This window comes from Paractinoplanes deccanensis (assembly GCF_016862115.1).
In the GTDB taxonomy this organism is placed as follows: Bacteria; Actinomycetota; Actinomycetes; order Mycobacteriales; family Micromonosporaceae; genus Actinoplanes; species Actinoplanes deccanensis.
Window position 1 is genome coordinate 1 of record NZ_BOMI01000129.1, and the last position, 12,317, is coordinate 12,317.

Here is a 12,317-nt window from a genome sequence, read left to right on the forward strand (position 1 = left end):
CGGCTGAAGCCCGGAGGTCGTTCGTCGCGGTTGGGGCCGATGCCGGTCGTCGTTGGTGTCGCGGCCCCTGCCCGGGTCGATGCCGCGGGTTGCGGCTGAGGCCGGAGCCGGTCGTTGCGGTTGGGGCCGGAGCCGGTCGTTGCGGTTGGGGCCGGAGCCGGTCGTTGCGGTTGGGGCCGGAGCCGGTCGTCGCGGCTCGGGCCGGAAGTCGGTCGTTCCGGCTCGGGCCGGAGGTCCGTCGTTGCGGCCCGGGCGCTGCGGTGGCTGCCGTTGGCGCCCGGGCGTGGGAGGTCAGTCGTCGCCGTCGGGGACGAGCATGTTGAGGAGCCAGCTGACGATGCCGACGAGCAGGGCGCCCAGGACGGCGCTCGGCCAGAAGTTGTCGACGTGGAACGGCAGGTCGAACTGGCCGGCTACCCAGCTGGTCAGCAGGAACAGCAGCCCGTTCACGACCAGCGCGATCAGCCCGAGCGTGAGAACGTAGAGCCCACACCCCACGATCTTGATGATCGGCCGGAGAACCGCGTTGATCACGCCGAAGATGACCGCGACGATCAACAGCGTGACGATCTTTTCAGACGTCGAGTCGGTCGTCAGCTCGATGCCGTCGATCAGCACGGTCGCCAGCCACAGCGAGAACGCGGTGATCAAAAGCCGGATGATGAGGCCCATGGCACCGCATGGTGCCACGCCGCCACCACCTGCGACGACACCACACTCCGATCTTCCCGGACCGGTTTCCGAAGATCAGGACATATCAACCATTCCCGCTGGCCGAGCGAGGCCCGAACCAACAATCGGGACCGACACCCGCAACCGAGACTAGCGGTCGAGACGAGGCCGGAAACGGCTCGTGCACGGCCAGGTCCGCCAGCTTGCCGTGGACGGCGACCATGCTCCAAGCCATCACCGGCAGTGGCCTGACGCGGTGGCCGATCCGGCGATCGCCGCGCCTTGACCGACGAGGCCCGGGTGAGGAGGCCGGGAGAGCGACCAGGTCGGGCGAGCGATCGGGCCGGGTGACCAGGCGGGCCGGGTGACCAGGCGGGGCGGGTGACCAGGCGGGGCGGGTGACCAGGCGGGGCGGGTGACCAGGCCCGGCGGGTGACGAGGCCGGGCGGGCGAACGTGCAGGGGCGGAGCGGGCGGACGACGAGGCCGAGCGGAGAGGCGGGTGGGCTGAGCGGGCGAGGGGCGGCGGAGAATGGGCTGGTCAGCGGCCGGGTGGGCCGACCAGCTGGGTTTCGATGGGGGTGTGGGCCAGGGCGGCCCAGCGGACGGCGCGGCGGTTGACGACGCCGACCATGTCGGGGCGGATGCGGGTCATCCACTGGGCCACCTCGCCCAGGCCCAGGGCGCCGCCGAGCAGGGTGGCCTCCTCGGGGCGCAGCGGCTGGAGGATGAGCAGGTCGGCGCGGGACGCCACGTCGATGTCGGCGGCCGCGAACTCGTCCCGGACCACCAGGGTGGCCTGCCAGCCGGCGCCGGGGCGGTTGTCGGCGCCGACCGAGCCGATGTCGACGACCACCAGCAGGGGGTGGAGGGCGGAGCCGGGGGCGATCTCGACGGGCCGGCCGGGTGGCACGACCGCGATGGACTCGCCGGGGACGGCGGCGCCCCGTACGAACGGCTCCCAGGCCCGTGGCCTCGCCGTCTGCACCATGACGCGGGCGCCCAGCGCCATGGCTCGCAGGGCGACGAGCTGGGCGCAGCGCACGCCGCCGACCAGGAGCACGCGGGTCTGCTCGGGACGGAACAGCCGGGCGACCACCGGATTGCCGTGGCGGTTGCGGCCCAGCATCAGGCCGGACGTGCCGACCGGCAGGTGAAGGCCCTCGAGCTGCTCGGCCGGCTGGACACCGTCGGGCGGGAGGCCGGGCACCGCGGCCGGCGTGCCGCCCAGCGGGAGCGTCGCCGCGAGTCCGGACAGGTGTTCGCCGTCGAGGCGGCGGACGCTCGCCTGCTCGGCGGACACCACCTTGTGCAGGGCCTGGGCCGCGGCGCCGAGCGCGTTGGCGTCGGGGGCCGCGAGCCGGACGGTCAGGTCGAGCGGGGTGGGGCCGTGCGCCGGACGCGGGCCCGCCGTCAGCGACACCGTGGTCGCGGAGGCGGGCAGGGTGAGCAGCCGCGAGACCAGCCGCCGGGACGTCTCGACGTGTGGGTCGGGCCAGCGGCGCAGCCGGAACGTGCTCTGCGCCAGGCCGCCGATCCGCAGCCCGGGCCACGTCTCCTGGGCCGAGCCGACCCCGTCGTCGTGGGCGAGCTCGGCGATGACGCGGATCGTGGCCGCCTCGCCCAGCGGCTTCGCCGGCACCTTTGACAGCCGGCGCACCAGCTTGCGCGCCAGCCCGGAGAGCGAACGGTGCAGCTCCTCCTCGGACCAGCCCTCGTCGCGCAGCACCCGCACGGCGAGCAGCGCGCGGCTGTGCCCGAGCAGGCGGCCCTCGGTGAGCTGACGGTAGGAGTTGGCCGGGGTGCCGGCGCCCGCCCGCAACGACGGGGCCGGCGCGCCGGTGAGCAGGAGCTGGATCATGACCGGCGGCAGCTCGGCCTCGGCGGAGGGGAGCAGCGAGGCGGGGAAGGGCAGCGACGGCGCGTCCTCGGCGAGCAGCCCGGCGGGATCGCCCAGCTCGAGCACGGCCGTCAGGCCGTGACCGTCGGCGATGATCGCGGCCGGGTCGCCGGCCAGGTCGGTCTGCTCCACCCGGCCGCCGGGGGCGACGAACTCGAGCAGCGCCGTCGGTGAGGCGTCGACCGCGGCGGAGTGTCGCCGGCCGCCGAAGCGCAGCATGACGCCGACCCACTCGAACAGCCAGCGCCGGCGCAGCCGCAGCCAGGTCACCGCCAGGACGACCAGGGCGAGCGCGACCCCCGCGACCAGCCCGATCGGGCCGTTGACCGCGCCGAGCACGACGGCGACCGCGGCGATCTGTGTCGCCACGAGCTGACCGGCGCGAACGCCGAACAACCGTCCACGCCGGACCGGCCTGGTGCTGACCTTGGGTGACGGTTTCGCGGGGCCGCTGAGATCGCGGTAGTCGCGGTCACCCGCCACGCCGACCGTCATCTCACACCGCCCTTCGCGCCGGGTCCTTGCTCGTGCGCGGCCTATCGTATGGGCAACCGGCCATCGGCGGAGCCGCCTGTGGACAGGCGCGAGGTTATCCACAGGTTCCGATTCCGAGCTTGTCGCGTCTTGACGGACTTCGCTACGGTCGGCGACGTACCTGAACAGTAGTCGGCCGCTCACGGCAGTCCCCCGCGGCTTGTGTACTGGGGCTAGCCTGGTGGCCACCGTCGATACGTCGAGGACGGTGATGACCGTCCGTCCACTACGGATCCGGGCGATCGGCGAACCGAACGAGGAAGCGGGGTGACGTCCGGGGTGGCCCAGACGCAGGCTCAATCCGCGGTGATGGCGAATACCGCCGCGAAATTCGACGATGTGAACGCGTCGCTGCAGCAGATGCTGAGCACGCTCATGTCCGAGCTCTCCGTGCTGAGCAGCGCGTGGAAGGGTCTCGGCGCGGCGGCCTTCGAGCAGGTCAAGGTCCAGTATGCGGAGGACCTCAAGAAGCTGAACGCGGCTCTTGCGCAGACCGCGGACTCGATCAAGGTGTCCGGTGTCGGCTACGACACCTCCGACACCGAGGCCCAGAGCCGGGTTGCCAACTCCGGCGGCAGCTTCCAGCTGCCGCTCTGACGGGGGAGAGACAGACATGCCTAACGACGGAGTGCTGCTCGTCAATTTCGGCGCGCTTCAGAACGCGAGCGCCGACATCCAGAAGGCGGTCTCCACGCTGCAGTCGCAGCTCGACCAGCTCGAGCGCGACGCCGCCCCGCTGGTCTCGACCTGGGACGGCGAGGCCAAGCAGGCGTACGAGCACCGCCAGGCCACCTGGCGTGCCGCCTCGAACGATCTGCAGAACATCCTGCAGAACATCAAGAAGGCCGTCGACCACTCGGTCGAGGACTACATCCGCACCGAGAAGGCGGCGACCCAGCGCTTCCAGTGAGCGCGGCTGAGCCATGAAACGGCCGGGCAGTCCTGAGCGACTGCACGGCCGTTCCGTTTAGTCCGTTCTTGCGGGCCTTGATGTCCCCCGAACGCGTACTGGCCGAAAAGTCCGGTGAGGCTACCATCAGTCTTTGACCGATCGCTGGCAGCTACTGATCAAGGCGCTTCGAAAAGCCTTCCAAGCGTGTACCGAGGGCGTCGTACACCTGCTTTACTTCTCCGCGTACTGCCGCCCATTGTGATCGCGGCCTGACCTTGTAGGTTGTACGCGTTGAGATGGCCTCGTCGCGCGTGGGGAGAGGTGGACGTGTCCGAGTGGGAGCCGGCTACGGACGCCGAGGTCGCGATGCGCGATGCCCTGCGCACCGACGACCAGGAGTCGTACTTCCGCATTCTCTCCAAGGTTGACCTGCTCTTGCCCGTCTCGGCGGACGCCCTCGCGGGTCTCGCGCCGCTCGGGTGGGGCACTTGGAGCACCGGCGGCCGCACGCATGTGCTGGCGTTCACGTCGACCTCCGCGCTGCAGGCGTGCCTGGCCGACTACACGGGTTCGGCGCGGCGCGTGCCTTATCAGGAGCTCGCCAACACCTGGCCCAACCTCGAGTGGTGGCTCGCGGTCAACCCGGGCCTGCCGATCGAGGGCTACCTGCCGGCGTGGTTCGTCGCGCAGCTGTCCCGGGGCGACCTGAGGCTGCCCACCCGAGGTCCGGGCCGCGAGGCGACCCCGACCTCCGCCAAGATGCAGGACCTCCAGGCCGCCGCCCTGGCCGCCAACGCGGCCGCCACCCGCCAGCAGGAGGCCGCGCGCCCCGGCGGGCCCACCTCGGAGGCCGCGCCGCAGCCGGCGGCCGCTGCGGGTTACCCGCAATACCCGGCGAGCACGTCTCCCGTCGCCCCGCCGGCCGCTTACGGTCAGGCGGCCAGCGCCGCCTACGGCGAGGGCAACACCCCATACGGCCAGCCCATGAGCGACCCGTACGGCCGCCCGGCAAGCCCCGCGTACGGCCAGCCCGCCGCCGCCCAGTACGGCGCCCCGGCGAGCGCTCCGCCCGCCACCCCATACGGCGGTCCCGTGAGCGCCCCGCCCGCGCCCCCGTACGGCGGCGGTCCCGTGAGCGCCCCGCCCGCGTACGGCGCCCCGGCCCGCGGCCCCATGCCGCCCGCAGCCCAGCCGCCCGCAGCCCAGCCGCTCACAGCCCAGCCGCTCACAGCCCAGCCACCGGCGGCTCAGCCACCCAAGGCGGAGCCCGCCAAGCCCGAGCCGATCGGCCCCGGCGGCCTCCCGATCCGCACCCCCGGCAACGTGCTGCCCAGCGGCCTGCCCGCCCGCACGCCGCCCGCGGCAGGGAACCCCGCGGCCGTGAGCCCCGCGGCAGCGATGCCGCCCGCGCCGGCCGCCCTCCCGCCCGCGCCGTCCGCGCCCGCGGTGCCCCCGGCATACCAGCCGCCGTCCGCCCCGGCCGTGCCCTCGGCATACCAGCCACCGTCCGCGCCCGCCGTGCCCCCGGCTTACCAGCCGCCGTCCGTGCCGACCGCCCCAGCGTCCGGCATCCCGGCGTCCGGCATTCCGGCGTCCGGCATCCCGGCCTCGAACGCTCCGGCGTCCGGCATCCCGGCCTCGAACGCTCCGGCTTCGGGCATCCCGGCCTCGAACGCTCCCGCCTCCGGCATCCCCGCCTCCGGCCCACCCGCCACGCCGACCCTCGGCGGCGCACTGGGCGCCCTGGGCAGCCGCCGCTCCGCGCCCCCGAGCGACGACCCGCGCGGCCCCCTCCAGGACCCCAAAGCGCCCCTCCCGGTCCGCAGCCCCGGCGCGAACACCCCGCCGGTGCCCGAGCACTTCGTGCCCAGCGAGCCCGCCGAGCCCCCGTTCAGCCCGGGCTGGGCCCAGCCCACCGTGGCCACCCCGGTCGAGCTGCCCCGTCGCAGCTCCCCGCCGGCGCCGGACCGTGGTGCCGGGTCCCCGGCCGCAGATCGTGGCGGCTTCCCGCAGGGCCCCGCCTCCCCGCAGGCCGCCGCCGCTCAGCAGGGTGGCCTCGCCTCCCCGCCGGCCATCCAGCCCGGCAACTCCACCGAGCCCGGCCGCGGCTTCGGCACCCCACTGCCCCGCCGCCAGGCCACCTCGCCGTCGGCCGGCCCACCCGCGTCCATGACGTCTTTCCCCGCGTTCCAGACCCGCTCCGACGCGGCCCAGCGTTCCGATGCAGCCCAGCGCTCCGACACGGCCCAGCGCTCCGACGCAGCCCAGCGCTTCGACACCGCCCCGCGCCCCGAGTCCCCCGGCCTGGCTCCGCCGGTCATCCCCGGGTCGCCCGGCAGCGATCGTCCCGCGCGGTTCGACACCCGCGGCGGCGCTCCGTCGTACGGCACCAATGCTCCGCCGCCGCCCCCACCCGCGGCCGAGCCTTTCGTCCCGGCCAACGATGTCGAGCGGGAGCTCTTCGACGCCGCCGGCGGCGGCAGCACCGACGCCTTCCTCTCCACGCTCCTGCTGGCCACCGTGCTCGTGCCCGTCGCCGACCACTCGCGCCCCGGCAGCTCGCCCGGCGAGTCCGGCTTCGCCTTCCGCACCGAGCAGATGGACGGCGAGGCTTTCCTCATCGTCTTCACCAGCAAGGATCGGCTGGACGAGCACTACGCTCAGCCGACCCGCACCGTCGGTGTCCGGTTCTACGAGCTGATCCGCAACTGGCCCGACCCGGGCTGGTCGTTCGCGGTCAACCCGAAGAGCCCGATCGGCGCGAAGTATCCCGGGCCCCAGGTCATCGCCCTGGCCAACTGGGCCGCCGAGGCCGGTCTGGGCGCCGAGCCCGAGCAGCCGGCCCTCGAGGAGGCGGCCGCTCCCGTGCCCGCGCCCGAGCCGGCCAGCGACGACGCGCAGCACGCCACCGTGATGCAGAAGACGCTGCCGCCCGAGCAGGTCGACTACTACCTCGAGCGCGGCTACGACCGGGTCGCCGGTTTCGTGCATCGGGCGACCGAGGTCGAGCACCTCCGTACCCCTGGTGAGCTTTTCGCCGCTCTCGGGCTCAACTACGACGGCTCGCCGCACCAGTACGACGCCAAGGAGGCGTACGTGCTGCGCTGGCCGGCGTACCGGCCGAGCCTCTACCGCATCCCCTACGGCGGCCAGAACGAGCAGGCCCTGCGCGCGATGGACGGCTGGGTGATCGAGCGGGCGCCGTTCCGGGGCAACGGTTTCGCGCCCGGCGAGGGCCGCGACGTGATCGCCGAGTTCAAGGTGGACAGTGTCCGGCTGCCGCACGGCGCGCAGCTGTGGCGCATCGACGGGGACGGCAGCGAGCGCATGGTGGCGATCTTCGACAACGACGGCCCGATCTGGCGGCGGGTTGGTGAGCAGTGATGCGCGACGGTTACGTGGTCACCTGGCAGGGGCACGAGTACGAGGCGGTGCCGGACGGCGACAACGCCCGGATCTACCGCACCGACCCGGCGGACGGCTTCGAGGAGGTCCGCCCGGGCCGCTACGTGCGGGTTCTCACCCCTGACGAGTACGACGAGCTGGTCTACGTCCGCACGACCTGTTCGTGGCGTGGCGCGCCGTTCATCGTGCTCGCCGAGACCGATTCGTGGCTGCGGGTCGAATACGCGGGCGGCCGTGCCCCGATCGCCCGGCAGCTCGGCCTGGAGGAGTTCGACTTCGGTGTCTACCAGGGGTGGGCTCCGATCCACGAGGTCTCGGAGCTGCACGAGCAGCGGATCTAAGAGGTCTTCACCCACCGGAGGACTTCGCCGGTGACCACCTCGGTCGCCTCCTGGTGCAGGAAGTGGCCGGCGTCGGGGATCAGCCGCCACTCGTACGGCGCGATCACGTAGCGGCCGGAGCCCTGTGCCGTCCGCGGCAGCGTGGCGGTGTCGAGTTCGCCGTGCAGTTGCAGGGTGGGCGTGACGAGCGGCTTCTGCATCAGCTTGACGAAGCGGTAGCCCTGGAGCCGGATGGCGCTGCGGAAGACCCACCGGTAGGCCTCGAGTGCGCAGAACGCCGCCTGCGGGATCTGCATGGCCTCGCGGCAGCGGCGCACGTAATCGTCGAACTCGGGTGTCTCTCTCCATTGGGGACCCGTCCAGCGGGTCATCAGCTCACCCACCATGGCCGCGTCGTCGCGGGTGAGCACGTGTTCGTACCGCGGCACCTGGAAGCGCAGCGCCGACGTGGAGGCGGCCAGCTGGCCGCGCGGGTCGGCGAACAGCGCCGCCCGCAGTCGCAGCGGGTGGGCCGCGCCGAGCACGACCAGGCGGTTGACCAGCTTGGGGTGGAACGCGGCCGCGGCCCAGGCGATCATGCCGCCGGCCCCGGCGCCCACCAGCGTCGCGTTGCGCTCGCCGAGGGCCCGGATGGTGCCCGTGACGTCGGCCGCCATGGTGTAGCCGTCGTACCCTCTCGGCGGCTTGTCACTGGCTCCGTAGCCGCGCAGGTCCATCGCGACGGCCCGGAAGCCCGCGTCGGCGACCCGGGGCAGGATGTCGTGCCACGCCCACCAGAACTCGGGGAAGCCGTGCAGGAACAGCACGAGCGGCCCCGTGCCGGCCTCGACCACGTGGAACCGGCTGCCGTTGGCGCCGACGAAGCGATGTGTCCAGGGGCCGTCCACCAGCACGCATGACTCGTCCACCCGACCGCCCATGGACTCCAGGGTAGGCGCTGGGGTCGACCGGGGGCCGCCGCGGCCCCTGTGAGCCGCGGCGGCGACCGCTCAGTCGTCCGACTTGGTGGTCTTCATACCGGCCGAGATCAGGTCCATCACGGCGGAGTCCTGGAGCGTGGTGACGTCGCCGAGCGAGCGGTGCTCGGCCACGTCCTTGAGCAGGCGGCGCATGATCTTGCCGGAGCGGGTCTTCGGCAGCTCGGGCACGAGCATGATCTGGCGCGGCTTGGCGATCGGGCCGAGCGTCTTGGCGACGTGGTTGCGCAGGTCGACGTTGAGCTGCTCGCCCGCGTCGCCCGACGTGTCCACATTGCCCCTGGGGATCACGAATGCCACGATTGCCTGGCCGGTGGTCGGGTCGGTCGCGCCGACCACCGCCGCCTCGGCCACCGACGGGTGCGAGACCAGCGCCGACTCGACCTCGGTGGTGGAGATGTTGTGCCCGGAGACCAGCATGACGTCGTCGACCCGGCCCAGGAGCCAGATCGCGCCGTCGTCGTCCTTCTTCGCACCGTCGCCGGCGAAGTAGATCCAGCCCTCGTCGGAGGAGCCCGCGCCGGCGCCGAAGCGCGACCAGTACGTGTCGATGAACCGCTTGTCGTCACCCCAGATCGTGCGCAGCATCGACGGCCACGGGTCGCGCAGCACCAGGAAGCCGCCGCCACCGTTCGGCACCGACTGCGCCTGGTCGTCGACGACGTCGGCGGTGATGCCGGGCAGCGCGGTCATCGCCGAGCCGGGCTTCGTCGCGGTCACGCCGGGCAGCGGCGAGATCATCACCGCGCCCGTCTCGGTCTGCCACCACGTGTCGACGATCGGGGTGCGGTTGCGGCCGATGTTCTCCCTGTACCACATCCAGGCCTCGGGGTTGATCGGCTCGCCGACGCTGCCGAGGACGCGCAGCGACGACAGGTCGTAGCCGGCTGGGATGTCGTCGCCCCACTTCATCATCGTGCGGATCAGCGTGGGCGCCGTGTAGAGCAGCGACACCTTGTACTTGTCGACGATCTGCCAGAACCGGTCGCGCCCGGGGGTGTCCGGCGTGCCCTCGTACATGACCTGGGTGGCGCCGTTGGAGAGCGGGCCGTAGACGATGTACGAGTGGCCGGTGACCCAGCCGATGTCGGCCGTGCACCAGTAGACGTCGGTCTCCGGCTTGAGGTCGAAGACCGCGTTGTGCGTGTACGAGGTCTGGGTCAGGTACCCGCCGGTGGTGTGCAGGATGCCCTTCGGCTTACCCGTCGTGCCCGAGGTGTAGAGGATGAACAGCGGGTGCTCCGAGTCGAAGGCCTGGGCCTTGTGCTCCGGGCTGGCCTGCTCGACCGTCTCGTGCCACCACTTGTCCTTGCCGGTCCAGGCGACTTCCTGGCCGGTACGGCGTACGACCAGCACGTTCTCGATGCTCGGGCTCTGCGCGACGGCCTCGTCCACGGTCGGCTTGAGGGCCGACGGCTTGCCGCGCCGGTAGCCGCCGTCGGCGGTGATCACCAGCTTGGCATCGGCGTCCTTGATGCGGGTGGCGAGCGCGTCGACCGAGAAGCCGCCGAAGACCACGCTGTGCGTGGCGCCGATGCGCGCGCAGGCCAGCATCGCGACCGCGGCCTCGGGGATCATCGGCATGTAGATCGCGACCCGGTCGCCGGCGCCGATGCCCAGGTCGGTCAGCGTGTTGGCGGCCTGGCTGACGAGCTTGAGCAGCTCGGCGTACGTGATCGTGCGGGTGTCGCCCGGCTCGCCCTCCCAGTGGATCGCCACCTTGTCGCCCCTGCCGGCCTCGACGTGCCGGTCGACGCAGTTGTAGGCGATGTTGAGCTCGCCGCCGACGAACCACTTGGCGAACGGCGGGTTGGACCAGTCGAGGATCTGCTCCCACTTCTTGGCCCAGGTGAGGCGCTCGGCCTGCTTCGCCCAGAAGGCGAGCCGGTCGGCGGCGGCCTCGTCGTACGCGTCGGCCTTGACGTTGGCGTCGGCGGCCAACTGCTCCGGCGGCGGGAACTGCCGCGTCTCCGATGACAGGTTCGCCAATGTCTCGCTCATGAGGGCGGCTCCTCTTCACTGCTGACCGGGGCTTCTTCGTTGCACATTAGTCAGGCCTGATGTGACCGGCGAGGGTTGCGTCACCCAGCGCGCCAGGTGGCATCATGGGCGCGCTGGATGACCGACCCCTGATCGGTCCTGCGCGAATCTTGCCAGTTCCGCGCTCATTTGTGCAGCCCATGTTTCTGTAGTCTTACGGGCGTGGATCCGCTCGCCCCGCTCCTGGAGCTCGCCGACGTCGCCCCCGCCCTGACCGAGGCGCGTGACCGCGTCGACGCCGCGATGCGTCACCGCGCGCTGCGGCGGCACGGCGGTCAGGTCGCCGCCGAGGCCAGCCTGCGCGCCGCGGTCGCCAGCGCGGCGCTGGAGGGCAACGCCTACGACCTCGACGAGGTGCGCGGCGGCACGGTCACCGACCCGGTCGTCCAGGGTGCACTGCGCGTCGCGGAGAGCCTCGGCGGCCTCGTCGACCTCTGGCCGCGGGCGCCTCGCCAGGTGCTCGCCAAGCTCCACGTGCTCGCCGCGCGCGGCGTCGTCCCCGCCGACGATCTCGGTCGCCTCGCCGGCGCGGCCGACCGGGTCGACGCCCTTGCGAAGCTGGTGGCCGGCAACGACCGCACGCCACCGCTGCTGCTCGCCGCGATCGTCCACGCCGAGCTGATCACGTTGCGCCCGTTCGCCGGCCCGGCCGGCGTGGTCGCCCGCGCCGCCGCCCACCTCACCCTGATCAACCGCGGCTTCGACCCGCGCGGGTTGGTCGCCGTCGAGGTCGGCCACCGCAACCGCGAGCCCGAATACGTCGGCTCGGCCGGCGCCTACGCGACCGGAACGCCCGACGGCGTCCGTTCCTGGCTGCGTCATTACGCCGCGGCGGTGGGCGAGGCAGCCGATGAGATCACCCGTATCGGCGATGGAGTCCTGGCTGCCGTCTGATCGGTCAGTCTTTTAGGCACTCCACCGGATCTTGAAAATTCCGCTGGAATACTCGCTCGCGTGGAGACGACCTGGGAGCGCCCCTACACGCCCGGCACCGGCCGCTGGCTGGTCATCGGCTGGGAGATCGTCGCACTGGCCCTGCTGGGCTGGACGACGGTCCAGCAGTTCGACCTCACCGGCCACGGCATCCGCGTGCTGGCCGGCGTGCTGGCCGCCGTCTGGGTCGTCGGCTCCCACCGCATCCTCCAGATGGGCGCCTACGTCGGCCCCGCCGGCCTGCGCATTCGCGGCCTGCTGCGCTCCCGCACCATGAGCTGGGACGAGATCGCCCACGTCCGCCTCCACAAGGCCACCCACAAGATCGGCCCGTGGGAGATCGAGAGCGGCATGACCGTCCTCATCGAACGCCGCGACGGCACCACGGTCAACACCGAGCTCTGGGCCCAGGGCGTCGACTTCCACTCCCGCCCCAAACTGTTCAAGGCCGTTTATCACGAGCTGCGCAATCGACACCTACAGGCACAAAACCCTGTTTAATACGCCTTTTCGTAAGGCACCCGCCGCAAGCACGGGCCAGCTGCAACGCAAGCTCCTCACGCCCGACCGGCCGGTTCGCCACTCACGCTCACCCCACCCACACACCGGCCGCCGCGCCCTACC

Annotated in this window: 10 protein-coding genes; 6 read left to right on the top strand and 4 right to left on the bottom strand. The window is 72.3% G+C overall.

Going from position 1 to position 12,317, the window contains the following annotated elements; genetic code table 11:
- Positions 1 to 291: 291 nt before the first annotated feature.
- Positions 292 to 672, bottom strand: a complete 381-nt coding sequence (locus Ade02nite_RS32270) for a phage holin family protein (RefSeq protein ID WP_203772130.1) — start codon at positions 670 to 672, stop codon at positions 292 to 294.
- Between the two features lie 540 nt (positions 673 to 1,212).
- Complete coding sequence (gene eccE / locus Ade02nite_RS32275) at positions 1,213 to 3,066, bottom strand: type VII secretion protein EccE (protein ID WP_203772132.1); 1,854 nt, start codon at positions 3,064 to 3,066, stop codon at positions 1,213 to 1,215.
- Between the two features lie 306 nt (positions 3,067 to 3,372).
- On the opposite strand from eccE, the gene Ade02nite_RS32280 reads away from it, so the two are divergent.
- The 4 genes from Ade02nite_RS32280 (at position 3,373) to Ade02nite_RS32300 (ending at position 7,743) form a co-directional block, all read left to right on the top strand.
- Positions 3,373 to 3,702 carry a WXG100 family type VII secretion target gene (locus Ade02nite_RS32280; RefSeq protein ID WP_275409959.1) on the top strand — a complete coding sequence of 110 codons (330 nt, stop codon included), beginning with the start codon at positions 3,373 to 3,375 and terminating at the stop codon, positions 3,700 to 3,702.
- A gap of 16 nt (positions 3,703 to 3,718) precedes the next feature.
- Positions 3,719 to 4,015, top strand: a complete 297-nt coding sequence (locus Ade02nite_RS32285) for a WXG100 family type VII secretion target (RefSeq protein ID WP_203772134.1) — start codon at positions 3,719 to 3,721, stop codon at positions 4,013 to 4,015.
- Between the two features lie 348 nt (positions 4,016 to 4,363).
- Positions 4,364 to 7,381, top strand: coding sequence for an SseB family protein (locus tag Ade02nite_RS49720; protein ID WP_438871005.1), 3,018 nt, complete (start codon positions 4,364 to 4,366; stop codon positions 7,379 to 7,381).
- The gene (locus Ade02nite_RS32300) at positions 7,378 to 7,743 is read left to right on the top strand and encodes a UCP033725 family protein (RefSeq protein WP_203772136.1); all 366 of its coding nucleotides are present in this window, start codon (positions 7,378 to 7,380) and stop codon (positions 7,741 to 7,743) included. Before Ade02nite_RS49720 ends, Ade02nite_RS32300 begins: the two co-directional genes overlap by 4 nt.
- Here the strand turns inward: Ade02nite_RS32300 and Ade02nite_RS32305 are convergent.
- Complete coding sequence (locus tag Ade02nite_RS32305; RefSeq protein ID WP_203772138.1) at positions 7,740 to 8,663, bottom strand: alpha/beta fold hydrolase; 924 nt, start codon at positions 8,661 to 8,663, stop codon at positions 7,740 to 7,742. The genes Ade02nite_RS32300 and Ade02nite_RS32305 overlap by 4 nt on opposite strands.
- A gap of 69 nt (positions 8,664 to 8,732) precedes the next feature.
- Positions 8,733 to 10,721, bottom strand: a complete 1,989-nt coding sequence (acs, locus tag Ade02nite_RS32310) for an acetate--CoA ligase (protein WP_203772140.1) — start codon at positions 10,719 to 10,721, stop codon at positions 8,733 to 8,735.
- A 201-nt stretch (positions 10,722 to 10,922) separates the two neighbouring features.
- On the opposite strand from acs, the gene Ade02nite_RS32315 reads away from it, so the two are divergent.
- Together Ade02nite_RS32315 and Ade02nite_RS32320 are read left to right on the top strand one after the other, a co-directional pair.
- Positions 10,923 to 11,654: a Fic family protein gene (locus Ade02nite_RS32315; RefSeq protein WP_239169222.1), complete on the top strand. Its 732-nt coding sequence runs from the start codon at positions 10,923 to 10,925 to the stop codon at positions 11,652 to 11,654.
- A 60-nt stretch (positions 11,655 to 11,714) separates the two neighbouring features.
- Positions 11,715 to 12,194 (top strand): PH domain-containing protein, encoded by a 480-nt coding sequence (locus tag Ade02nite_RS32320; protein WP_203772144.1) that lies wholly within the window; start codon positions 11,715 to 11,717, stop codon positions 12,192 to 12,194.
- Positions 12,195 to 12,317: the final 123 nt, after the last annotated feature.

Coding starts and splice junctions, on each gene's coding strand:
- Ade02nite_RS32270 (WP_203772130.1), bottom strand. CDS start 672: ATGGGCCTCATCATCCGGCTTTTGATCACCGCGTTCTCGCTGTGGCTG.
- eccE (WP_203772132.1), bottom strand. CDS start 3,066: ATGACGGTCGGCGTGGCGGGTGACCGCGACTACCGCGATCTCAGCGGC.
- Ade02nite_RS32285 (WP_203772134.1), top strand. CDS start 3,719: ATGCCTAACGACGGAGTGCTGCTCGTCAATTTCGGCGCGCTTCAGAAC.
- Ade02nite_RS49720 (WP_438871005.1), top strand. CDS start 4,364: ATGCGCGATGCCCTGCGCACCGACGACCAGGAGTCGTACTTCCGCATT.
- Ade02nite_RS32305 (WP_203772138.1), bottom strand. CDS start 8,663: ATGGGCGGTCGGGTGGACGAGTCATGCGTGCTGGTGGACGGCCCCTGG.
- acs (WP_203772140.1), bottom strand. CDS start 10,721: ATGAGCGAGACATTGGCGAACCTGTCATCGGAGACGCGGCAGTTCCCG.